Origin of the sequence: Leifsonia xyli subsp. cynodontis DSM 46306 (assembly GCF_000470775.1) — a bacterium.
Lineage (GTDB): Bacteria > Actinomycetota > Actinomycetes > Actinomycetales > Microbacteriaceae > Leifsonia > Leifsonia cynodontis.
The window spans coordinates 2,646,031-2,667,960 of the sequence record NC_022438.1 but is presented as its reverse complement, the minus strand read 5'-3'; the positions used below and the strand labels follow the sequence as shown (position 1 = coordinate 2,667,960).

The window sequence follows — 21,930 nt, the reverse complement described above, 5'->3', positions numbered from 1 at the left end:
TTACAACGTGTGCTCAGGTCTCGGCGTCCGGGTTGAAGGAAAGCTCATAGCGGTCACCCCGGTAGAGCGAGGTGGTCTGCTCAGCGATCGCCCTCTCGTCGGTCATGCTCCGGGAGTGTACGCGCAGGCAGGGCTGGCTGGGCGGGATGTTCAGCAGGGCTGCCTCCTCCGCTGTCGGAAGCACCGCCGACACACGCGATTCGGCTCGCGAGAGCGTCATCCCGTATCGACGGTAGAGCAGTTCGTAGAGAGAGCCGGTCAGGTCCTCCCCCAGCAGGCCAGGCACTCTTTCCGCATTCAGCACAGTGCGGTCGATGCTCAAGGCGACGTCGTCGCCGAAACGGAGGCGCTCCACGGTGATGATTTGGTCATTTCGCTGGATGTTCAGGTCCGCGGCGGCTTCTGCGCCGGCGGGCCCGATGGTCGCGGCTAAGACACGCGCATGAGCGGTCATGCCAGAGGCCTTCATCGAGTCCGTGAACGATGCCATCACCATCCGCTTGGTCACGGTTGGCTGGGCGACGAAGGTGCCGCGTCCGCGGATTCCGATGATTCGCTTGGCTTGGATCAGAACTTGCAGGGCGCGCCGCACGGTCATGGCCGATACGCCGTATTGCGCCGCCAATGCCTGTTCGCCGGCGAGGCGCTCGCCGGGCTGCATCTTGGCGATCGACAGGGAGAGGTCTTTCAGCACGTCTTCGTACTTCGCCACTGGGTTCTCCCTTTTCAGGCCGCCGGAGCCACCAGCGGTTCTCTATTTTTACTCGAAAACCCCAGTCTTAGCCAACGGGCCGGGATGCGGCCAAGGAGTTGGCTGCGGCGACGAGATCGATGGTGAGGGCATAGGCGTCGGTGACTGCTTTGCCGACGACGACGGTGGAGGCGCCTGCGCGGAGTGCTCCCTGGACGTCCTTCGGTCCCGCGAATCGCCCCTCGGCGATGATCTGCCGATCGGGGAAGCTCTGGGCCAGCCGCTCGATGACCGAAAGATTGGGTCCTCCCGGGCGGATGTCTTGCTCGCTTGCTGCCACGAGCGTTGTGACGAGGACATCGGCGCCGGCTTCGACGGCCGGGCCGGCGTCCTCTGCTCGTGAGAGATCGGCCATCACGATGAGTCCGAGTGCTTTGGCGTGGCTGACGACGCACTCGAGCGTTTCCCCTCCGGGTCGTGGCCGGGTCGTGGCGTCCAGCGCGAGGATCGTCGCTCCGGCTCCGGCAATCTCGTCCACCTCGAACCGAGTTGGGGTGATGTAGACCTCGCCTCCGTCATAGTGCTTCTTGCGAATTCCGATGACAGGGATCTGCACCGCACGGACGATCTGGGAGATGTCCTCGGCGCCTTCGGCGCGGATGCCGGCAGCTCCGGCCTTCTGCGCGGCGAGCGCCAGACTGACCATGATGCTCGGGTTGCGAAGCGGGCTGCCCACCGGCGCTTGGCACGAGATGAAGACGCCAGGGGGAAGCCGGAGGCCGGAGGTTTTCTGGTGCTCAGGTATTGAGTTCCTTTTCTGTTGCGCTCAGAGCAACCAGTGGCGCGAGAGCGGTGGCATTGGGATGATGCAGCAGTCGTTCGGCTCCGTCGAGTGCCGATCCAACAGCCGGGAATCTGAAGGCGGCAGGGAAGCGCGCATACACGATGCTGTCGAGCACGGGGTCCAGCAAGTCACCGGCGCCGGTCAGCCGGCCGGAGACGCCCCAGGGGAATCGCTCATCGCTCTGAAACCCTGCTCGACTGCTGGCGGCGATCACAGCGTCGCCGATGTGGCGGGCCGCTTCGGCCCAGATCGCGCCGGCTTTCACGTCGCCTTCGCGGGCCGCCGCAGCGACGGCCGGTGCGAAGGAGGCGACTCTCCCGACCGGGAATGATGAGGCTGGGGACGTCGGCTGCGGGTCCGTACTCGTGCTCGAGCGCCTCCAGAAGCCGGGGGGAGCCGTCGTCGCCGATGAGCGATCCGACGCCGTCGACGCGAGCGGCTCCGGCAGGGCCGATGCCCAGGCCCACGATCCCGGTTCCGGCGGCGATCAGTGTGCCAGGCTCACCGGCGAGAGCCCCCAGGTGCGAGGTGACTGCGTCGTCGGCGATGATCACCCTTTCGACACCGAGCGACGCCGACAAGGAGGCGCGCAACGCGCTGGGCGGCGGGGCGGCACCGTACAAGCCGGTGCCTCCACCGGCAACGGTCCGCACCTCGGTCACACCGAACGTTGCCGCGGCATGGCGGCACCGGTCGAGGATCGTCTGGATCGTGTCGCTTCCATAGCGGAAGCCGTCCAGCTCGAGATTCGCACGGTCGCCTCGCTCAGTGATCAAGCGGACCCGCGTCTGGGTCTGACCGAGGTCGAATGCGAGTTCGGCCATCTCAACACCTCCTCGGGTCCGCTCGCTATGTAACGGTCTTGTTTCGTCCTTGCGGGTAGGACAATCACGATGTTAGCGTACTGCAATCATAGAGTGATTCAATAACCCTAGGGTTATAGATTCGCTCAGAAGCCGAAGGAGACCACATGAACAGCACGGCATCCGACGGGCGCGGAACGCGTCTTGCGGCTGTTTCTGGTGTGCCTGCGCTCAGCGTCCCCAGGGCGGGATGTGGCGCCAGGACTGTCGCGCAGTCGCGCTGACCAGGCCCCGGCTGGCCGGGACCGCCTCGGCACGACAGTCGTCCGGCCGTCGGCGCCCGGACGCCTGATGAGCCTCTCTCGCGAAAACAGCTGCATCATCTCAGCCGGTCGGGGCGGGCACGATCGGAAGAGGACCACAATCGGACTCCGATGCACCGGGAACCCGAACAGGTCCACAGCACCCCACGGTGAGCATGCTGACGCGACGCAGCTATCACCCGCGAAACGAGAGCGACAAAGTACGCAAGACCTGCCAATCAATCAGAACTTCCACCCAACGACGGGAGAACAAGGCAATGAAGAAGGCACAACTCGCCCGGCGAGCGTTCATGGTGGCCGCTGGTGCGACCGCAGTGACGCTGGCTCTGACCGGCTGCAACGCATCGGGCGGCGGCGCCGACGCCAGCGGCGTCGCCACTCTGAAGCTGATCATGAACCCCGGCCCGGAGGCCGATGCCATGTCCAAAGTCATGGCCGCTTACAACTCCGGTCCCGGAGCCGGGGACAAGATCCACGTCACGGTCGACCAGCTCAGCCGCACCGACACGTACGCAAGAGAGGCGACGCTGATGTCGACGAAGTCGTCGGACTACGACTTCTACCAGACTGCCATCTACTACATCGCCCAGCATTCCCAGTACCTCGCGCCGCTCAGCCTGAACGACAGCCAGTACTTCAAGAGCTCGCTGGGCTCGCTCAATGTTCAGGGCAAGCAGTACGGCATCCCCCTGGACCCCAGCGTTCACATGGTCTTCTACCGCACCGACCTGATCGGCAGCATGCTCAACGACAAGGCAACGTTCGAGAAGATCAGCCAGCAGGTGCTCGGCAAGACTCTCGAACCGAAGAGCCCCGACCAGTGGACCTGGGATGATTACATCGCCTCGGCAGCCTATTTCACACAGCAGTACAAACCCGGCATCGCCGACGAAGTACGGCACGGCGCTGCAGGCGAAGAACCTGGTCTACAACGCGATGGTCTGGGACGACGCCCTCTACAACAGCGGCGGCAGCTGGCTGGACTCCTCGGGAAAGCCGAACCTCGACAGCCCGGAGGCGGCCGTCGCCGTGAACATCTACCGGACGATCTACACCAAGGCTCTGACCTCGCCGGACTCCGACCAGGCTGAATACCTTGAGACACAGGCAGCGCTCACCAGCGGCAACGCCGCTTTCGCGCTCCAGCGGAACGCGGCCTACGATCAGCTCAACGATCCGAAGCAGTCCCCGAAGACGGCGGGCAAGATCGGCATCGCCCGTGTGCCGGGGAAGGATCACCTCAGTCATGTACACACGCTGGCGATCGGTGTGAACAAGTACGGCAAGCATGTCGACGCTGCGCAGAAGTTCATCAAGTACCTCGACAGCGTGGACGCGATGAAGACCTACGTGGCCGCTGGGGGTCTCGCCTCTATGCCCGGCGCGCTCCAGGGTCAGAAGAGCGCTAGCATCACCGCGTTGGAAGGCATCCTGAAAGATGGCACGTACGCCGAGCCGACGTTGGCCCGGGCCTTCGACATCTACACCGCTCTGGCCAACGATCTCTCCGGAGCATGGGTCGGCCAGGGGCAGGTCGAGGAGGCTCTGAAGAAGGCCAACGCCGACCTGACCACTTTGTCGGGCAAGTAGCGCAACGGGCGCGGCAGCAAGAAAGAGCGCGATGTCCGAAACCACGGCCACACGCCGGGCGACCGGGGCGGCGAACAAGCTGCCCCGGTCGCCCGGCAGAAGACGAACGTTCGCGCACGAGGTGCGGTCCGCTGGGTGCTCACCACACCGCTGATCCTCTTCCTCGCTCTGCTGGTCGCGTTCCCCATCGTGAACGGCGTCGCGTCGTCACTGCAAAATCACACTTTGCTCAACCCGACTCCCAGCTGGACCGGCTTCAGCAACTACGGCGCTATGCTCAGCGACCCCGGGTTCTGGCGCGCTCTGCTTTTCACCATCGGCTACACCATCGTCGTCACTGCGTTCGAGCTCGCCTTCGGATTCATCCTCGCCCTGCTGTTCGACAGGGCTTTCCCCGGCAAGAAGTTCTTCCTCAGCGCACTGATTCTGCCGATCATGATCGCGCCGGCCCTGATGGGCATCATGTTCCGGCTCATGCTCAGCGCCAACATCGGCATCGCGCCGGCCTTCCTGGACAGCCTCGGTTTTCGCGTCTCCCTCCTCAGCGCCGACACCGTCGTCCCCATGCTGGTGATTCTGGACATCCTTCAGTGGACGTCGTTCACCTTCCTCCTCTTCCATGCGGCGATGCAGGGAATCCCGGCAGAACTGCACGAAGCTGCGCAACTCGACCGCGCGAACAAAAGCCGCTTCGTCTTCTCGATCCTCCTCCCCCTGATGACGCCAACGATCTTCATCACCGGGTTCCTGCGCGCCATCGACGGCTTCCGGACCTTCGACACGATCAATGTGCTCACCTCCGGAGGCCCCGGAACCGAGACCACCACACTGAGCATCTACGTCTACAAGATCCTCGCCGGAGGCAATTTCGGCCTCGCCTCAGCCGCGGCAGTGCTGATCGCACTGATCATGCTGCCGATCATCCCCTTCGTCATCCGGCGCATCACAAGCGGAGCGACACCATGACCCAGATCACCATCGGAAGCCGAGCACGCGCCGCCACGGACGCGCGCACCGCGACGAAAGGGATCGGCCGGCGTCGAAAGCCGAAAGCCTGGTGGCGCACGATCCTCTTCGCGCTCGTCGCCCTGCTGATCAATCTGCCGCTGCTGAACGCCATCTACACCTCACTGAAGACCGACGCGGCGATCGGCCTCTCGCCATTCTCGGTCGCCGGTGGCTTCACTTTCGATCACTATGCGGCGGTCCTCAGCGGCTCGAAGTACAACTTCCCCGGTTACTTGCTCAACTCGGTTCAGCTCTCCGTCGGCACCGTCATCCTGGTCATGATCATCGCGGTCCCTGCGAGCTATGCAATCGTCCGAACCGGATTCGGCGGGAGCTGGCTGTTGCAGGCGATCACCAGTCTCCGACTGGTCCCCGCGATGTTCTTCGCCGTGCCGTTCTTCCTCATCTTCTCCGGACTCGGCATCTACGACACCGTCTTCGGCCTCGTGCTCGCCAACACGTTCATGCAACTCCCCCTCGCCTTGTTGATCATCTGCGGGACTTTGCGGGATGTCCCTGTCGAGATCGAGGAAGCGTCTGCCATCGACGGCGTGGGAACGTACCGCGCCCTTTTCTCAATGGTGCTCCCGCTTCTCGCACCTGGCCTTGTCGCCGTTGCGATCATCGTGTTCGTCTTCGCCTGGTCGGACTATCTGTTCGCCGTCATCCTGTCGGCTTCGGGCGCCGTGCCCGTGACCGTCGGCGCAGCGTTCTTCGTCACCAGCGCCGGCGTGCAGTGGGGGAACCTCGCGGCTGTCACTGTGATCTCCATCGTCATCCCCCTCTGCTTCGCCTTCATCGCTCAGCGCTACCTGGTCCGCGGGCGCCATCAAGTAGCCCGCCGTCTCGGCCGAGAGGCTCTGCGCGGACGTCGTCATCCTGTTCAGCCCTGGCGATCGAAGTCCACGGCGACGCTTTGATCGTCGTTCACCCGATCGATCCGGCCGCGGCGGCATCGCCGCAGCCGGTCTCGTTCGTCAGTGGGCGGCCGCGACCGGTCGCCGCGGGGTGATCGGATGGTGCTGGTCGTAGCGCGTGCTGCGCTTGGTGGTGATGGTGACCTCGTCGCGGAGGTCCTGGTAGAGCCTGTTGACCGATTCCCGGAGATCCGCGGTCTCGTACCCGGCCCGCACGCGGAAGACCAGCCCCCACACTGTCTCCTCGTAGAGGCGCGTGAGGACCATGTTGTCACAGACGCGGACGGCTGCGGCGAGAACGGTGCGGCAAGCGTCGGTGTGCTGCCCAGGGACGTTGGTTGAGGTGTGACGCGATAGATGGGTGAGGACCTCCCGGTCGAGAGTGGGGCTGTCTAGTTCCCTGCACTCGATGACTTAGAGGTGGTTTCAGTAGTCGGCGTGGCGGTGGTTGTTGTGGCTGGTTAGCGGGGATGCTGGTCGAGTGTCGACGCTTGCTGAGGATCGGTTCATTACGGATATGTTGTGGGAGCGGCTGGAGCCGTTGATTCCGCCTCGGCCGCCTGTGGTCAATGGGCGGGCTGGGCAGCCTCGGGTTCCTGACCGGAAGGTGTTCGCTGGGATCGTGTTCGTGCTGCTGACGGGGATCCCGTGGAGAAGCTCCCGCCCGAGTTGGGGTATGGGTCCGGGGTCACTTGTTGGCGGCGTCTGCGTGAATGGTCCGAAGCGGGCGCGTGGGATGCACTGCGGAAGATCATGCTCGACGAACTCGGCCAGGCTGGCATGATCGACTGGTCAAGAACCTGCCTGGACTCCGTAAGTGTCCGGGCGAAAAGGGGGGCGATCTCACTGGACCTAACCCCACGGATCGTGGGAAACGGGGCACCAAGTACCATGTCCTGACCGACCGCAACGGACTCCCGCTGCATGTGGAGATCTCCGGCGCCAACCGACACGACTCCATGCTCGTGGAACCTGTGTTAGACAACATCACCGCGATCAAGGGCGTCGGCCGCGGTCGGCCCAGACGCCGCCCGGTTATCTTCCACGCCGATAAGGCTTACGACAACCGCCGCGTCCGCTGTTACCTGCGTTGTCGTGGGATCAAGGCACGCATCGCACGAATCGGAGTCGACTCCAAACAGTGACTGGGTAAACACTGTTGGGTAGTCGAACGCACCATGGCCTGGATCCTCGCCTTCCGGAAACTCGCCACTCGCTACGACCGCACCGCCTCAACGATCACGGCGCTCGTCGCTCTAGCAATCGCGATCACCAGCGCCCGCAAACTCACCAAAAACGACTACTGAAACCATCTCTTAGGAGGTCCTCGTGACCCACGCTAATGCTGCTTTGACTCCTCGCGAATGCCTCCGCCTGGCCCGCCAAGTCGTCGACGACGGCTGGTCCGTTGCTGCGGCGGCGACCTACTTCCGAGTGTCCTGACGCACCGCGGACCGATGGGCTCGTCGTTACGTGGAGATGGGCGAGGCGGGAATGCTGGACCGTTCGTCACGGCCGCATCACAGCCCGAACAAGACCCCGCGAAGACTGGTCCGCAAGGTCGTGCATCTGCGGTGGAAGAAGCGGCTGGGACCAGTCGGTATCGGCGCCCAGCTCGGCATGCCCGCCTCGACCGTTCACCCGGTCCTCTCCCGGTGCCGGATCAATCGGCCCAGCCACGTCGACGTCCGCACCGGCGACCCCGCCCGCCGCTACGAGCACGAGCATCCCGGATCGATGATCCACGTCGACATCAAGAAACTCGGCAACATCCCCGACGGTGGCGGCTGGCGCTACGTCGGACGTCTCCAGGGAGAGCGGAACAAGGCCATCACCGCGAAGCGGACCGGGAAACACGGGATCACCGGCGACATGATCACCGGCACAGCGTTCGTTCATACCGTCATCGACGATCACTCCCGTGTCGCTTACGCCGAGATCCACGACGACGAAACCGCCGCCACTGCAATCGCTGTTCTGCGTCGAGCGGTCGGCTGGTTCGCCAGCCGTGGCGTCACCGTCGAACAGGTGCTCTCCGACAACGGCTCCGCATACCGCTCATACGCCTGGCGCGACGCTTGCGCCGAGCTCAGCATCCAACCGAAACGCACCCGGCCCTACCATCCGCAGACGAACGGCAAGATCGAACGCTTCCACCGCACCCTCGCCGACGGCTGGGCATACGCCCGGCACTACAACTCCGAATCAGCCCGCCGCAACGCACTCCCGGCCTGGCTGCACTCCTACAATCACCACAGGCCCCACACCGCCATCGGCAGCCAGCCACCCATCAGCAGATTGACCAACGTCCCTGAGAAACACACCTAGGGCGTTGCCAGGGAGCGTTCTCGCGGCAGCTCAGGCGGAGGTTTTCTCACCGCCTCACCGTGGAGAAGAGACACAACAATTCCAGCGCCGAGGAGAGCGGTTCCTGCCGGAGTGACAAGAACGCTCACCGGGCGTCTGATCGCGGTGAAAAACATGTGATATGTTTGATACTTGTAATTTTTCTTGGGTAGTGTGTTTGTCGTTCGGGGAATGTTGCGTTCACATGGGGGTTGGGGTGGGGTTTCGGTTTGATGCGGGGGTGGCGGAGGCTCTGATCGCTGCTTGTCGTGCGGCGGATGTGGAGTTGCGTGGTGTGGGGGTAGTGCGTCGGGGGGCGGTGGAGACGGCTGTGGAGGGTTTCTCTGGTTGTTATGCCGGTCTTTTCGCGGTTGCTGCTTCGGTGGAGGCTGCGGATCGTGGCCGGTTGGCGGGTGTGCTGGACAGGCTCGCTGAGCAGGTTGAGGTGGCGGTGGTGAGGGCGCGGGAGGAGGAGAAGCGTCGGCGGGATTTGAGGGCGTGGCGTGAGCGGGAGGCGGAGCGGGAGCGTCGTCGTGTGGTTGCGGATGCGGTGGGGGTGGTTTGGTGTGGCTGTGGATGGGTTCTTCGATCCGCGGCCGTCGGAGGTCGCGGTGCGGCCTCCGGTGGTGTCTGCGGTGTTCTCGCCGCGGCAGCGGGAGCGGACTTCGGGTGGTGGGTCCTCGGGGAGGAGTTCAGCGGTCCCGGACAATCTGCGGGTCTTCGTGTCGCAGACGCGGGCGGGTGATGTCGGTTTGGGGGAGCAGTTGTGGAGGGTGCGGAACGCGTGGGGTGCGTTCGTTGCGTCGTGTTCCTGGGTTCCGGTGGAGTCGGTGACGTTCCTGCGGGGGTTCGAGCGGCTTCTGGAGGAGAGCCGGGACGATGCGCTCTGGGTTGAGCAGATCGCTGCGGCGTTCGATGCTGCCGGTCGTGGTCTGCTGTCGGATCGTGCTCTGGATCTGGTTGCGACGGCGGTGCGTCCTCCGAGCGATGGGGAGGTGTTGGCGGCTTTCGCGACGTTCACGGTCGTCGAGTTGAGGGCGTTGCTGGCGGCGTCTCCGGGTGTGGGGACCCGGTTGTTGCTCATGGATGCTGTGGCGATCCATGCCTGGTGGCAGGGTCTGGCTTCGTCGACGTCTCCTGGTGCGCGGTTCTCTGCGCGTCACGAGGTGCTGTTGACGGCTTTCCCTGTCCTGTTCGGGAATCTGGAAGGCATCCCTTACGGGGCGAGGGACTACGCGAACCGGCGTGCTCTGGCTGCGGCGATCGCGGAGTTGGAGACGCGGCTGGCGGGGTTGAGGGCCGTCGTCGGTGACACCTCGGTCTTGGGTTCTAACGGTCGTTGCAACACCTGGACTTTCTGGGAGTTGTAACGACCACTAGAATCCGCCGGTTCGCGAGGGGGCCTTCGGCGTTGTCACAGCGGGCGCTGAAGCAGTCCCTGCGGGAGGGGGAAGAGCAGCTGAAAGCGTTGAAGAACATCCACGCGGCCCTGCAGACGACGGCGACCTGGGCGTCTCGTTCGCTTATCGCGTTGACCGGTGATCGTCCGCCGTTGGCGGCGGTCGCGATCGGTGATCTGGACACGGCCACGACGGTCAGCTACACCGTGCCCGGGATGGGAACGACGACCCACGGGATGACGGGGTGGGCGAAAGCGGCGCAGAACCTGCGCGCGCTGCTTCCCCCGGAGAGCGCGGTGGTGGCCTGGATCGGATACAGAACCCCGCCCGCGCCGAGCGCCGGGGATCTGGATTTCGGGGTGCTGGATGTCACCCGGGCGGTCGCCGGCGGCACCAAACTCGCCTCGGCGCTCAGGGGCCTGTCCGCCGTGCGCGGCGGGTCGATGCCGTCATTGTCCATCGTCGCCCACTCCTACGGCACGACCACCGCCGCCATCGCGCTCACCCAACCCGGAGTGCGCGCAGACACCTTTGTGACCCTCGGCTCCGCCGGCCTGCCAGACAGTGTGCGCTCCCCAGCCGGATCTGAACGTCGGGAAGGTGTACTCCGGCCACGCCCGCGACAAGCTTCCCGGGGAGAGGGAGAGCGGGGATCAGTGGGCCTGGATCGGCAGGACCAGCAGCCGCGACCACACAGTCAACCCGATGACCCCCGGCTTCGGCTCCCACCCCTTCGGCGTCGAAACCGGAGGCGACGCCGACCGCATCGTCACCGACCACAGCCCCCTCGTCAGCGACGGAGGCACCGAAGCCGGATACCTCGACCGCGGAACGGAGTCTTTGGCGAACACGGCCCGCGCGATCACGAGTGACACCGCTGAGATCACGCGATACGCACCCCTGGGGCCGACCAACTACCAAAAGGGTGTTCTCTCAGGATTGGAGCAAGGTGCCCATGTTCGCTAGGACTGCGCGGCGGGTGATCGCTGTCTCAGTGATGGTTGTCCTGTTCGGGACGGCGAGTGTCGGGTGTGCAGGAAAAGGTGAGGAGAAGAACACGATGACACCGAGAGAAGGCCGCGACGCGGTCGTCGATCTCGTGATCAGCACAACAAAACAACTCGCGGTCACCGGATGGTGGCCCCGCAACGGTCCGGTGTGGGCTGATGAGTGCTCCCTCGGCGGCGGCGTCCTCGGCGCCAGCTACAGCTACGACCACTGGGCACCCCGAGGAACCGACCACACCGGCGACGCTCGCAAGGTTGCGGACTACTGGAAGTCACTGGGAATGACAGTGCGGATTCTGGATCAGGGCGGCCCGGTCGTGTACGGATCGGGCGGTCCGGTGCTCCGCGCTGATTTCGACACGCACGCCGCCGATAACTCCTACAGAGTCGGCGCGTTGGCCCCCTGCTCCCCCGGAGACTTCTGGGAACTGAACGAAGAAGACCAAGCCGAACGCGACCAAGGCAAAGTCCTCCCGGGCGACGAAGGCGTGATCCCCTACGAGCAGTGGAACACCCCCAGACCACCGACACCCACCCCAGAACCCCCAACAGACGGAACCAACTCATGACACGCGGGCGGCACTGAACACGGTGAGGCTGTCTGTTGAGGCGAGGCTGTCTGTTTGACGGTGTTCACTGCCGTCCGCGACGGGGTGAAGGGGCTGCCGGACGCGTTCGAGGAGTTCGCCGCCCAGGGCGGCCGAAAAGGGAGGACTTTGGCGCGCGGTAAGGGGCTGAGGTGCAGAAAGGGAGGAGATCCGGCCGGGATGGGGGCGAATCTCCTCCCTTACTTGCGGGTGAAGGGCGGAGCGGGTGAAGGGCGGGAAGAGAGGGCGGGGAAGGAAAAGGAGAGGAAGAGGGGCGGGACCGAGTTCCCGGTCATCGCGACGATGAGCGTCAGCGGGGGAGGTGCCGTTCGGCGGGGCCGGTGTACTGGGAGAGGGGGCGGATGGGGGAGTTCGCCGCGTACTGCTCGAAGACGTGGGCGGTCCACCCCACAACGCGTGCCGCGGCGAAGAGCGGGGTGGAGGTCTCGGTGTCGAAACCCATCAGAGAGTAGGCGGGGCCGGAGGGGTAGTCGAGGTTGGGCTTGATGTCCTTGCGATCCCCCATCGCCTTCTCGAGTGCCTCGTAGAGGGCCAGCAGGTCCTGCCTGCCGGCGTGCTCGACCAGTTTCTCCAGCGCCGCCTTCATCGTCGGGACGCGGGAGTCGCCGTTCTTGTAGACACGGTGGCCGAAGCCCATGATCTTGCGCTTCCCGACGAGGGCCTCATCCAACCAGGCCTCGGCCCTGCCTGCGTCCCCGATCTCCTCGAAAGCGCGCATGACCGCCTCGTTCGCCCCGCCATGCAGCGGGCCTTTGAGCGCGCCGATCGCGCCGGTGACCGCGGAGTAGACATCGGACAGGGTGGAGGCGATGACGCGAGCGGTGAAGGTCGACGCGTTGAAGGAGTGCTCCGCGTAGAGGACGAGCGAGATGCGGAAAGCGTCCACCACCACGTCATCCGGGACCTCGCCGAACGTGAGCCAGAGGAAGTTGCGCGAGTAGTCGAGGTCGTCGCGCGGCTCGACGGGTTCGAGGCCGCGGCGGCGGCGCTGGATGTGCGCGACGATGGAGGGCAGCCGCGCGAGCAGGGAGACGGCACGGTCGGCGTTGAGCGCGGGGTCGAGAATGCCGTCGCGCTGCTGGAGCGTGGGGTCGATGCCGCCGAGCTGGCTGACCGCGGTGCGCAGCGCATCCATCGGATGAGCATCGGCCGGGATGTCGTCGAGCGCCCGGCGCGTCCGGTCGTCCAGGCGGCGGAGGCTGCGCTCACGCTTCTCGAACTCGGCCAGCTGGCCGGTGTTCGGCAGCTCACCGTTCCACAGCAGCCAGGCGACCTCCTCGAACGAGCGGTTCGCCGCGAGCTCCTGCACGGGGTAGCCGCGGTAGAGCAGAGAGTTGGTCTTGGGGTTCACCGAGGAGATGGCCGTGGTGTCCACCACGACACCGGCGAGGCCCTTGTGGATCTCCAGGTCGGTCATGCTGCTTACTCCTTTGCTGCTGGTGGCGCGGCGCGTCAGCGCCTCACCACGAAGGTGAAGACAGAGGAATCGAACGCATTGTAGCCCTCGTAGTCAATCAGGTCGTACAGCTCGGCGCGATGCTGCATCTCCCCGAGCGTGGGCTCGAGGGTGCCGCCGGTGAGCAACTGGTCGAGGCCGCGCTCGGCGGCGCCCATCGCGAGGCGGAGGAGCGAGACCGGCCAGATGACGATGTTCACACCGATGTCGCGCAGCTGGTCCATGGTGAAGAGCTCGCTCTTGCCGAACTCGGTCATGTTGGCGAGGATCGGGACGTCGACGGCCGCACGGACGGCCGCGAACTCGGAGAGATCGGCCATCGCCTCGGGGAAGATCGCGTCGGCCCCGGCATCCACCAGGGCCTTGGCGCGGTCGATCGCGGCATCCAGCCCCTCGACGGCGCGGATGTCGGTGCGGGCCATGATCAGCAGGTTCGGGTCGCGGCGGGCGTCGACGGCGGCGCGGATGCGCTTGAGGGCGGTGCCCTCGTCGACGACCTGCTTGCCGTCGAGGTGGCCGCAGCGCTTGGGATTGACCTGGTCTTCGATGTGAAGGCCGGCGACACCGGCGTCCTCGAGGGTCTGGACCGTGCGGGCGACGTTCATCGGCTCGCCGAAGCCGGTGTCGGCGTCCACGAGGGCCGGGAGGCTGGTCATCCGGGCGGTCTGGGCGGAGCGGGCGGCGACCTCGGTGAGAGTCGTGAGGCCGATGTCGGGGAGGCCCAGGTCGGCGGAGAGGACGGCTCCGGAAAGGTAGACGCCCTCGAAGCCTTTGCGTTCGATGAGGCGCGCGCTGAGCGGGGTGAAAGCCCCGGGCATCCTCACCAGTTGGCCCGAGGCGAGGCGGGCGCGGAAGGCCGCGCGCTTTTCGTGCGCCGGCACAGAGGAGTAGAGCATCAGAAGAGCCCTTTCGGAACGGGGATGCCGGCGAGCAGGCCGGGCCGCGCGGTGATGGTGAGTCCCCCGAGATCGGCGGCGGAGAGGTCCGGGAGGCGCTCGGCGAGGGCGAGGAAGCGCTCGATCTCGGTCTGGTCGAGCACCCCGGCGGCCAGCGAGCGGAACTTGGCGACGTAGTCGGCGCGAGCGAACGGGCGGGCGCCCAGCGGATGCGCGTCCGCGACGGCGATCTCGTCGGCGACGACACGGCCGTCGGCGAGACGGATCTCCACCCGGCCGCCGAACGCCTTCTCCGCGGGGTCGGTGGAGTGGTAGCGCCGCGTCCACTCCGGGTCTTCGGCGGTGGCGATCTTGCCCCAGAGCGCGACCGTGTCCGGACGGGCGGCTCGCTCCGGGAGGTAGGACTCGACGTGGTGCCACCCGCCGTCTTGAAGTGCGACCGCGAAGATGTACGGGATGCTGTGGTCGAGCGTCTCGCGGGAGGCCGCCGGGTCGTACTTCTGCGGGTCGTTCGCCCCCGAGCCGATGACGTAGTGCGTGTGGTGCGAGGTTCGGAGGAGGATGCTCTCCACACGCGCGGGGTCCGCGACCTCGGGATGCTCGCGGTGTAGCTTCCTGGCCAGGTCGATCCACGCCTGAGCCTGGTACTCCGCCGAGCGCTCCTTCGTGTAGGAGTCGAGGATGGCGCGCTTCGCCTCGCCCGGCTCGGGCAGCGGAACGCCGTAGCTCGCATCGGGCCCGTCCAGCAGCCAAGCGATCACGCCGTCCTCGCCCTCGTAGATCGGGGTGGGACTGGTCTCGCCGCGCATCGCCCGGTCGATCGCCTCCACAGCAATCTTCCCGGCGAAGGCGGGGGCGTGAGCCTTCCAGCTGGAGATCTCCCCTTTGCGGGACTGCCGGGTGGCCGTGGTGGTGTGGAGCGCCTGGCCGACGGCCTGGAAGATCGCCTCGGGAGGCAGGTGCAGCAGCGTCCCGATTCCGGCGGCGGCGGAGGGGCCGAGGTGGGCGACATGGTCGATCTTGTGCTTGTGCAGGCTGATCGCGCGGGCGAGGTCGATCTGGATCTCATACCCGGTCGCGATCCCGCGCACGAGGTCGCGACCGGTGAGCCCGAACGCGCGCGCGGCATGCTGAGCGACCGCGGTGACGGGCGGGATGTTGTCGCCGGGGTGCGAGTACTCGGCGGCCAGGAAGGTGTCGTGGTAGTCGAGCTCGCGGACGGCGACGCCGTTGGCCCAGGCGGCCCACTCGGGGCTCACCCGGGCGGCGGCTCGCTCGCCGAAGACGGTCGAACCGTCCTGAGGGCGGCCGGCGCTCCGCGTGATTTCCTCGAGCTCGGCGGAGGGAAGCGGGTGCGCGAGCGCCTGCGACCGGGCCGAGACGACCGGGCGGCGGGTGAGGGAGGCCGCGGCGACAGCGGCGTTGTCGATGACACGGTTGATGACCATGTCGGCGACGGCGGCATCCACCTCCACCGGGTCGGCGGCGACCTGGGCGATCTTCCACGCGAGCTGGTCCTGACGGGGGAGGTCTTCGTCGCTTCTGTACACACGGACGTTGTGGAGCTTCACGTAACGAACCTACCTCCCCTGCGCTCCTCGGATGGCTCCCGGCCGCTCTTCCCGGGCTCGGCCGCTCGCCGGGCCGAACGGGTCAGATGTCGCCGGCGGTCGCGGTCGGGACGAGGAGGGCGCGCGCGAGGACGTGGAAGGCGGCGGTGAGGCCGAGGAGAGCGGGAGTCGACTCCGGATCGAGGTCGAGACGGTCCACATCCAGGGCATGCACGGTCACGAAGTAGCGGTGCGTCCCGGTGCCGGGTGGCGGACCCGCGCCGGTGAAGCTCTTCGAGCGCAGCTCGTTGGAGAGCATCGCCGCGCCCCGGGGCAGCCCCGCGCCGCCCTCGGCCCCCGCGTTCGCCGCGAGCGCGGTGACAGAGGCGGGGATGTTGTACACGGCCCAGTGCCAGAAGCCGGAGCCTGTAGGTGCGTCCGGATCGTGGATGGTGACGGCGAAACTCTTCGTCTCCGCCGGGAATCCGCTCCAGGACAACTGCGGCGAGCGGTCGCCGCCACCGCCGCCCGCGCCCCACTGCTCGCGGGAGAGCGGCCGGTCGTCGGCGATGTCGTCGCTCGTGAGGGTGAAGTGCGGGACGGAGCGGAAGCGCTGAAGAGGATCGTTCGGCATAGGCCACACGCTACGCCTGCGGAGCCGCCTCGGTCACCTCGGCGGGTGCCACGGTCCGGCGGCGGAATCGCCCGGGCAGGCCCGCGATGCCCCATGCTGTGACCCGGAGCATCGCCTCGGCGACGATGCCGCCGGTCATCTTCGAGGCGCCGTGCTCCCGCTCCACGAAGGTGATCGGCACCTCCGTGACGGTGAGACCGGCGGCGTGGGCGCGGCGGAGCATGTCGATCTGGAAGCAGTAGCCCTGACTCTCCACGTCGTCCAGGTGGACGCTGCGCAGCGCGTCAGCGGTGAAAGCGCGATAGCCGCCGGTGATGTCCCGCACGGGGACGCCGAGCGCGATGCGCGAGTAGGCGCTGCCGCCCCGCGAGAGAAGGCGACGGTGCGCAGGCCAATTGACCACACTCCCGCCGGGGACCCAGCGGGAGCCCAAGACGAGGTCGGCGCTCGCCGCGCCGGGACCGGGCGCCTCGCCCGGCGGGCGGCGGAGGGCGGCCAGGAGGCGGGGCAGCTGCTCGGGCTGGTGCGAGCCGTCGGCGTCCATCTCCACGATCGCGTCATAGCCCGCGTCGAGCGCCCAGGTCATCCCGGCACGGTAAGCGGCGCCCAGACCGGACTTCCCCGCGCGGTGCAGCACATTGACGTTCGCGTCGGTCGCGGCGAGCGCGTCGGCCAGGTCGCCCGTTCCGTCCGGTGAGCCGTCGTCGACGATCAGGACGTCGGCGTCCGGAACGGACGCGCGAAGCCGGCCGACGACGGGGCCGATGTTCTCCCGCTCGTTGTAGGTCGGAATGATGACGATGGAACGCATAGTGCGACCATCCTCCCCTCTGATGAACGGCAGACGAACGAATCTGACGGTACTCGAAGTTTTCGCGGCTAGCATCATCCGGTGCCCGTCGCGAAAGTCCTCCTCTTCTATGTCTTCGCCCCGCTGCCCGATCCCGAGGCCGTCCGGCTGTGGCAGCGCGACTTGTGCGAGTCCCTCGGTCTGCGCGGGCGCATCCTCCTCTCCAAGGACGGGCTGAATGGCACGCTCGGCGGTGAGCTCGGCTCCCTGAAGCGCTACCTGCGGAAGACGAAAGACTATGCGGCTTTCACCGGGTTGGACGCGAAGTGGAGCGAGGGGTCCGGGCTGGACGCCGAGGGCGGAAGCCTGGACTTCCCCCGGCTCTCCGTTCGCGTACTCGACGAGATCGTGTCGTTCGGAGCGCCGGACGAGCTGGTCGTCGACGCGTCGGGAGTCCTCGGTGGCGGCGCGCGGCTCGATCCGAACGGCGTGCATGCCCTGGTCGAGGCCCGGGACGATGTTGTGTTCTTCGACGGGCGCAACCGCTTCGAGGCGGAGATCGGACGGTTCCGGGACGCGGTGGTCCCGGCTGTGGCGACGACGCGCGAGTTCGTCGCCGAACTGGACAGCGGCAAATACGATCATCTGAAGGGCAGGCCGATCGTGACGTACTGCACCGGCGGTGTCCGCTGCGAGGTCCTGAGCGGGCTGATGCGCTCGCGCGGGTTCCAGGAGGTCTACCAGCTCGACGGCGGGGTGGTGCGCTACGGCGAGCGCTTCGGGGACTCGGGGCTGTGGGAGGGGTCGCTGTACGTGTTCGACGGGCGCGGCTCGGTGACGTTCTCCCCCTCGGCTGCTGTGATCGGGCGCTGCGCCGGGTGCGGGGAGGCGAGCAGCCGGATGCGGAACTGCGTGGAGGCGGCCTGCCGGGAGCAGCTGGTGGTCTGCGAGGGATGCGGGGCCTTGGCTTGTCCGGAGCATGCGGCGGCGGCGCATGCGGCGACAGGTGAGAGGGCGGCGGCAGCCGGCTGAGCGCAGCAGACCCCGTTCCCTGCGGAGGCTGCCGGCTTATGAACGGATCAGCCTCGGCTTCGGTGTCGAGGTATGCGAAGGGGCGATCGTGGAGGTGGCGCATGTATCGCATGATCAGACCGGCCGCGAGAGGACGACAGCGCCGACAGCCGTGACGACGATGCGGCCTGGAGGGTGTGCCGGTGTCCGCTGGCTCGTTCGTCGTCTCGTGGTCCGTCGGCCGTCAGCCGTCCAGGCGGCGCTCGCGGCGACGGCCCGGGCGCGGGCGTCTCGCCCACAGGCGGGCGCCCTGGGAGGAGAGGGCCAGAACCACCAGGATGTCGAGCGGGAGACCCAGGATGTTCGCTCGGAGGGTCGTTTGCGCCCCGCCGTTGAAGAAGTCGATTGCAGCGACGACGATCAGCAGCGCGCTGTACGACATGGAGGCGATGCGCGCCCAGTTGCTGCCGGCGAAGACGAGCAGGGCGAGGACGGAGTAGAAGACGAGCCCGCCCGCGAAGACCCCCGCGGCGACGGCGATGGCCGATTCCGCCTGGGACTGCTCGGCAGCGGTCAGCGACGGGCCGGCTGTGGCGAGCCGGGAGTGGACGAAGGCGGGCCAGTCGAGGGCGGTCAGCGCACCGGCGAGCACTCGGAGGAGCATCAGGAGGAAGCCGAGTGTGGTCGGCACGGGTCGCCGCGCGGCCAGAGCGGCCCGGCGGGCGTCCGCGTTCCGGGCTCTTGCGGTCGAGGCGGGTTAGACGCTCACACCGGTGAGGTCGACGATCGGGAGATCGCCATCCGTCTCGATGCTGTCCCCGCCGCCGTTCCGCGAGTGGTAGCCGGTGGAGAAGTCGCGGATGACCGACACCTCCACGTCCAGCCCGGACCCGGTGAGGGTGGAGACGATATGGTCGCGCTCGATGTCCGTGTTCGCGTCGATCTTGTGAGTGATCTGGAGCGTGAACAGCGAGAAGCCGACAGCACGATCGAACGTGCCGGCGGCGAGCCAGCCGACGCGGTGGCCGCCGGGGAGCAGCCAGCCCTCCGGGCAGCGCCAGAAGCGGACGTGGTGACGCTTGGCGGGGTTGCCCAGAACCTCCTGCTGGTAAGCGACGTCCTGCTGATGCCCGAACAGGAAGAGCGGGCTCACGGGGGCCTCGTCATAGCTGCGGCGAAGAATCGTCGAGGCGACGATCCGCCGGCTGGAGGCCGCTGTCACCTCGTCCGCGCGGTTCCATCCGGCCGCGGTCATGGCCTCGTCCAGCTGCGCTTCCGTGCCGAGGAGCGCCAGGTTGATCGGGTCGCCGAGCAGCCCGTCGCTGGTGCGGGCCCGGCCGATGAAGTAGTCCGGAACGTAGATCCGGGTCAGGATGCGATGCAGCCGCGGCAGCACGAGGTAGGCGAGGACGACCCAGAACAAGACGAAGAACGGAAGACAGGAGCAAGCCCCACCCGAAGCTCTCGGTGAGCACGATCCACGCCAGCCAGATCGCGGCCAGCCCGCCGAAGACGAAGAACGCGGAGTCGACGACCGCGTTGATCGAGACACGGCGGCCGTTCGCAGACCAGGTCTTGGGGGGTTCGGGAGGCCGCCGGTGCTCGGAGCGCTCGAGAGGCACAGAGCTGCGCCGGGGTGGAGGACGTCGTGCGAACCGCTCGCCGGGACGCGCGCCGCCGTCTCCGGCGCGTCCCGCGCCGGCAGCTGGTCGCCGGTTCCGGTCATGCGGCCATCCTAGAGCCGCGGGGACCGTCGACGTAGGGTGACACTATGACGACCATCCACGAGCGCGGCGCCGAATTGCGCCGGCTCCATGAGGACCCCGATCTGCTGCGAGTCGTGAATGTCTGGGATGCGGTCAGCGCACGCGCCATCGCGGCCCTCCCCGGCACCCGCGCGCTGGCGACCGCCAGCCACTCCATCGCTGCGAGCTTCGGCTACGACGACGGCGAACGCATCCCCCTCGACCTGATGATCGACATGGTCGGGCGTATCGCAGGTCATCTCCCTGCGCACCCGCGACTACGTCGCTGCGGCGAAACTGGCCGGAGACCGTACGCCACGCATCATCCTGCGGGAGATCATGCCCAATATGACCTCGCTCATCGTCGTCGGCTTCATGGGCGCCGCCCTCGGCGCGATCGGCGGCGAGGCCGGGCTCGCGTTCCTGGGGCTGGGCGATCCGCAGACGGTCAGCTGGGGCGCGATGCTCTACCAAGCCAATGTCGGCGGCGCCCTGCTCACCGGGCAGCTCGCGTGGCTGATCGCCCCGGGGCTCACCCTCGCCCTGCTCATCACGAGCTTCACACTCATCAATTTCGGCATCGACACGCTGAGCAACCCCCAACTGAGGGAGGGATGACCGTGGCACTCCTCGAGGTCACCGATCTGTCCGTCGTCTACCGTCCGCGCGACCACGCGCCGCACCACGCGGTCCGCTCGGTCTCGTTCGCCATCGAGAAGGGCGAGTTCGTCGGCCTGGTCGGCGAGTCGGGATGCGGCAAGTCGACGCTCGGCAACGCCATCCTGCAGTTGCTCAGCAAACCGGCCGCCATCGAGAGCGGGAGCGTCGTCTTCGACGGCCGGCGCATCGATGGGCTCGGCGACGACGAGCTCCGCGGCATCCGCTGGGTCTCGCTCTCGACCGTGTTCCAGTCCTCGATGAACTCGCTCAACCCGGTCATGACGATCGCGGCGCAGTTCCGGGACACCTTCCGCGCCCATCGCGTCCCGGCCTCCCGCGCCCGCGCCGCGGAGCTGCTCAGGATGGTCGACCTGGAGGAGAGCGTGCTCGACTCCTACCCGCACGAGCTCTCCGGCGGGATGAAGCAGCGCGTCACCCTCGCCCTCGCGCTGGCGCTCAGCCCCGAGCTGGTCGTGCTGGACGAATCGACCACCGGGCTCGATGTGCTCGTGCAGCGCCGCATCCCGGACCGGCTGCGCGAGCTTCAGGGGCAGCTGGGCTTCGCAGTGCTGTTCGTCAGCCACGACATCGGCACCGTCCTGGAGCTGAGCGACCGCGTGCTCGTCATGCTGGACGGCGAGATCGTGGAGCAGTCGACGCCCGCGGCCCTGCTGGCCGGCGGCGCCGGGCATCCCTACGCAGCGAAACTCCTCGACGCCTACCGCGTGACCTCCGGCGCGGTGGCGAAGGCCGCCACCGCGAGCGCCGCCGAGCCGCTGCTGACCATGAGCGGGGTCGGCAAGACCTACCGCGTCGGCCGCGGTCGCAGCCGCCGCCACGTCACCGCCCTGGCCGAGATCTCGCTCACCCTCCTCGAAGGCACCATCTCCGCCCTGGTCGGCCAGTCCGGCTCGGGCAAGTCCACGATCGCGCGCCTCCTGCTCGGGATGGAGCGGCCCGCCGGCGGAACGGTCACCCTCACCCGTCCCGGCTCCCCCTCCGTCCCGGTCGGGACGCTGCGCGGACGCCGCCTGCGCGAGTACCGCGCGACGACACAGCTGGTCTTCCAGGACCCGTTCGCCTCGCTGAACCCCGCGAACACCTTGCAGTACATCCTGTCGCGGCCGTTGCGGAGCTACGGTGGCATCCCACGCTCGGAGGTGGCGGCGAGCGCCGCCGCCCTCCTCGAACAGGTCGGCCTCACGCCCGCGGCGCGCTTCATCGACAAGCTGCCCCACCAGCTTTCGGGCGGCCAGCGCCAGCGGGTCGTGATCGCCCGCGCCCTCGCGGCGAACCCGGCTGTGCTCATCGCCGACGAGCCGGTTTCGATGCTGGATGTCTCCATCCGCGCCGAGATCCTCGATCTCCTCCGCCGCCTGGTCGCCGGCCGCGGCATCGCCATGCTTTACATCACACACGATCTCCTGTCGGCGCGGGCGCTCGCGGACGACGTGACGGTGCTCGAAGGCGGGCGGGTGCGCGAACAGGGGACAGCCGCACAGGTGATCGACAACGCGACGCACCCCTACACCCGCGAGCTCCTGGCCGCCATCCCGGACCCCTTCGCCCGAATCAAGTGACCCTCTCTCTCCCTCTCCCCGCCATCGATTCCTCACTTGTTCCGGCCCGGCCCCGGCGTGTCGCCTGAACA

The 21,930-nt window shown here is 67.2% G+C and carries 21 protein-coding genes and 4 pseudogenes; 14 read left to right on the top strand and 11 right to left on the bottom strand.

Annotation, left to right across the window (positions count from 1 at the left end):
• Window positions 1-13: 13 nt before the first annotated feature.
• From O159_RS12835 to O159_RS12825, 3 genes are all read right to left on the bottom strand, one after another.
• Window positions 14-712, bottom strand: coding sequence for a GntR family transcriptional regulator (locus O159_RS12835; protein WP_021756204.1), 699 nt, complete (start codon window positions 710-712; stop codon window positions 14-16).
• Window positions 713-779: 67 nt separating this feature from the next.
• Window positions 780-1,496, bottom strand: coding sequence for an N-acetylmannosamine-6-phosphate 2-epimerase (locus O159_RS12830; protein WP_043993817.1), 717 nt, complete (start codon window positions 1,494-1,496; stop codon window positions 780-782).
• Complete coding sequence (locus O159_RS12825; protein WP_021756202.1) at window positions 1,489-1,800, bottom strand: hypothetical protein; 312 nt, start codon at window positions 1,798-1,800, stop codon at window positions 1,489-1,491. Before O159_RS12825 ends, O159_RS12830 begins: the two co-directional genes overlap by 8 nt.
• Window positions 1,801-1,900: 100 nt before the next feature.
• Here O159_RS12825 and O159_RS12820 point away from each other — a divergent pair, with 100 nt between their 5' ends.
• The 4 genes from O159_RS12820 to O159_RS12800 all read left to right on the top strand — a co-directional run bounded on the left by O159_RS12820 (window position 1,901) and on the right by O159_RS12800 (window position 6,179).
• Window positions 1,901-2,392, top strand: coding sequence for a hypothetical protein (locus O159_RS12820; RefSeq protein ID WP_021756201.1), 492 nt, complete (start codon window positions 1,901-1,903; stop codon window positions 2,390-2,392).
• Window positions 2,393-3,492: 1,100 nt separating this feature from the next.
• Complete coding sequence (locus O159_RS12810) at window positions 3,493-4,251, top strand: extracellular solute-binding protein (RefSeq protein WP_081689905.1); 759 nt, start codon at window positions 3,493-3,495, stop codon at window positions 4,249-4,251.
• Window positions 4,252-4,386: 135 nt separating this feature from the next.
• Window positions 4,387-5,217, top strand: a complete 831-nt coding sequence (locus O159_RS12805) for a carbohydrate ABC transporter permease (RefSeq protein WP_021756200.1) — start codon at window positions 4,387-4,389, stop codon at window positions 5,215-5,217.
• Window positions 5,214-6,179 (top strand): carbohydrate ABC transporter permease, encoded by a 966-nt coding sequence (locus O159_RS12800; protein ID WP_021756199.1) that lies wholly within the window; start codon window positions 5,214-5,216, stop codon window positions 6,177-6,179. The genes O159_RS12805 and O159_RS12800 overlap by 4 nt, the downstream gene beginning before the upstream one ends.
• 57 nt (window positions 6,180-6,236) lie before the next feature.
• On the opposite strand, the gene O159_RS12795 is transcribed toward O159_RS12800, so the two are convergent.
• Window positions 6,237-6,443 (bottom strand): hypothetical protein, encoded by a 207-nt coding sequence (locus O159_RS12795; protein ID WP_021756198.1) that lies wholly within the window; start codon window positions 6,441-6,443, stop codon window positions 6,237-6,239.
• A 181-nt stretch (window positions 6,444-6,624) separates the two neighbouring features.
• Here O159_RS12795 and O159_RS14325 point away from each other — a divergent pair.
• From O159_RS14325 to O159_RS12765, 6 genes and pseudogenes are all read left to right on the top strand, one after another.
• Window positions 6,625-7,483 (top strand): annotated as a pseudogene (locus O159_RS14325) (IS5 family transposase).
• A 22-nt stretch (window positions 7,484-7,505) separates the two neighbouring features.
• Window positions 7,506-8,504 (top strand): annotated as a pseudogene (locus tag O159_RS12785) (IS481 family transposase).
• 848 nt (window positions 8,505-9,352) lie between these two features.
• Entirely contained in the window at window positions 9,353-9,892 is a 540-nt protein-coding gene (locus O159_RS14775; protein ID WP_144267720.1) for a hypothetical protein, read from the top strand.
• A 236-nt stretch (window positions 9,893-10,128) separates the two neighbouring features.
• Window positions 10,129-10,422: pseudogene (locus O159_RS16960) on the top strand (alpha/beta hydrolase); the annotation flags it as partial.
• 100 nt (window positions 10,423-10,522) lie between these two features.
• Window positions 10,523-10,888, top strand: a complete 366-nt coding sequence (locus tag O159_RS16100) for a hypothetical protein (RefSeq protein ID WP_021756194.1) — start codon at window positions 10,523-10,525, stop codon at window positions 10,886-10,888.
• A 94-nt stretch (window positions 10,889-10,982) separates the two neighbouring features.
• Window positions 10,983-11,498, top strand: coding sequence for a hypothetical protein (locus tag O159_RS12765; protein ID WP_043993810.1), 516 nt, complete (start codon window positions 10,983-10,985; stop codon window positions 11,496-11,498).
• Window positions 11,499-11,826: 328 nt separating this feature from the next.
• Here O159_RS12765 and O159_RS12760 read toward each other — a convergent pair whose 3' ends face one another.
• The 5 genes from O159_RS12760 to O159_RS12740 all read right to left on the bottom strand — a co-directional run bounded on the left by O159_RS12760 (window position 11,827) and on the right by O159_RS12740 (window position 16,884).
• On the bottom strand, window positions 11,827-12,954 hold the full coding sequence (locus O159_RS12760) for a bifunctional 2-methylcitrate synthase/citrate synthase (RefSeq protein WP_021756192.1): 1,128 nt from the start codon (window positions 12,952-12,954) through the stop codon (window positions 11,827-11,829).
• Between the two features lie 35 nt (window positions 12,955-12,989).
• Entirely contained in the window at window positions 12,990-13,889 is a 900-nt protein-coding gene (prpB, locus tag O159_RS12755) for a methylisocitrate lyase (protein ID WP_021756191.1), read from the bottom strand.
• Window positions 13,889-15,460: an MmgE/PrpD family protein gene (locus O159_RS12750; protein ID WP_021756190.1), complete on the bottom strand. Its 1,572-nt coding sequence runs from the start codon at window positions 15,458-15,460 to the stop codon at window positions 13,889-13,891. Before O159_RS12750 ends, prpB begins: the two co-directional genes overlap by 1 nt.
• 82 nt (window positions 15,461-15,542) lie before the next feature.
• Window positions 15,543-16,073, bottom strand: coding sequence for a YbhB/YbcL family Raf kinase inhibitor-like protein (locus O159_RS12745; protein WP_021756189.1), 531 nt, complete (start codon window positions 16,071-16,073; stop codon window positions 15,543-15,545).
• A 10-nt stretch (window positions 16,074-16,083) separates the two neighbouring features.
• Window positions 16,084-16,884: a polyprenol monophosphomannose synthase gene (locus O159_RS12740; protein ID WP_021756188.1), complete on the bottom strand. Its 801-nt coding sequence runs from the start codon at window positions 16,882-16,884 to the stop codon at window positions 16,084-16,086.
• Between the two features lie 81 nt (window positions 16,885-16,965).
• Between O159_RS12740 and trhO the strand changes: the two genes are divergently transcribed.
• Complete coding sequence (trhO, locus tag O159_RS12735; protein ID WP_021756187.1) at window positions 16,966-17,895, top strand: oxygen-dependent tRNA uridine(34) hydroxylase TrhO; 930 nt, start codon at window positions 16,966-16,968, stop codon at window positions 17,893-17,895.
• Window positions 17,896-18,118: 223 nt separating this feature from the next.
• On the opposite strand, the gene O159_RS16645 is transcribed toward trhO, so the two are convergent.
• Both O159_RS16645 and O159_RS16640 read right to left on the bottom strand, forming a co-directional pair.
• Window positions 18,119-18,565 carry a hypothetical protein gene (locus tag O159_RS16645; protein ID WP_043993807.1) on the bottom strand — a complete coding sequence of 149 codons (447 nt, stop codon included), beginning with the start codon at window positions 18,563-18,565 and terminating at the stop codon, window positions 18,119-18,121.
• A 66-nt stretch (window positions 18,566-18,631) separates the two neighbouring features.
• Complete coding sequence (locus O159_RS16640) at window positions 18,632-19,297, bottom strand: LssY C-terminal domain-containing protein (RefSeq protein WP_330216826.1); 666 nt, start codon at window positions 19,295-19,297, stop codon at window positions 18,632-18,634.
• Window positions 19,298-19,645: 348 nt separating this feature from the next.
• Between O159_RS16640 and O159_RS16955 the strand changes: the two are divergent.
• The 3 genes and pseudogenes from O159_RS16955 to O159_RS12710 form a co-directional block, all read left to right on the top strand.
• Window positions 19,646-19,819, top strand: a pseudogene (locus tag O159_RS16955) (isocitrate lyase/phosphoenolpyruvate mutase family protein); the annotation flags it as partial.
• Between the two features lie 58 nt (window positions 19,820-19,877).
• Window positions 19,878-20,237, top strand: a complete 360-nt coding sequence (locus O159_RS12715) for an ABC transporter permease subunit (RefSeq protein ID WP_269078395.1) — start codon at window positions 19,878-19,880, stop codon at window positions 20,235-20,237.
• Window positions 20,234-21,859, top strand: a complete 1,626-nt coding sequence (locus O159_RS12710) for an ABC transporter ATP-binding protein (RefSeq protein ID WP_021756184.1) — start codon at window positions 20,234-20,236, stop codon at window positions 21,857-21,859. Before O159_RS12715 ends, O159_RS12710 begins: the two co-directional genes overlap by 4 nt.
• Window positions 21,860-21,930: the final 71 nt, after the last annotated feature.

What these genes read in the sequence shown, in the direction of transcription:
- O159_RS12810 (WP_081689905.1), top strand. Translation starts at nt 3,493, where the DNA reads ATGATTACATCGCCTCGGCAGCCTATTTCACACAGCAGTACAAACCCG.
- O159_RS12800 (WP_021756199.1), top strand. Translation starts at nt 5,214, where the DNA reads ATGACCCAGATCACCATCGGAAGCCGAGCACGCGCCGCCACGGACGCG.
- O159_RS12795 (WP_021756198.1), bottom strand. Translation starts at nt 6,443, where the DNA reads ATGGTCCTCACGCGCCTCTACGAGGAGACAGTGTGGGGGCTGGTCTTC.
- O159_RS12765 (WP_043993810.1), top strand. Translation starts at nt 10,983, where the DNA reads ATGACACCGAGAGAAGGCCGCGACGCGGTCGTCGATCTCGTGATCAGC.
- O159_RS12760 (WP_021756192.1), bottom strand. Translation starts at nt 12,954, where the DNA reads ATGACCGACCTGGAGATCCACAAGGGCCTCGCCGGTGTCGTGGTGGAC.
- prpB (WP_021756191.1), bottom strand. Translation starts at nt 13,889, where the DNA reads ATGCTCTACTCCTCTGTGCCGGCGCACGAAAAGCGCGCGGCCTTCCGC.
- O159_RS12745 (WP_021756189.1), bottom strand. Translation starts at nt 16,073, where the DNA reads ATGCCGAACGATCCTCTTCAGCGCTTCCGCTCCGTCCCGCACTTCACC.
- O159_RS12740 (WP_021756188.1), bottom strand. Translation starts at nt 16,884, where the DNA reads ATGCGTTCCATCGTCATCATTCCGACCTACAACGAGCGGGAGAACATC.
- O159_RS12710 (WP_021756184.1), top strand. Translation starts at nt 20,234, where the DNA reads ATGACCGTGGCACTCCTCGAGGTCACCGATCTGTCCGTCGTCTACCGT.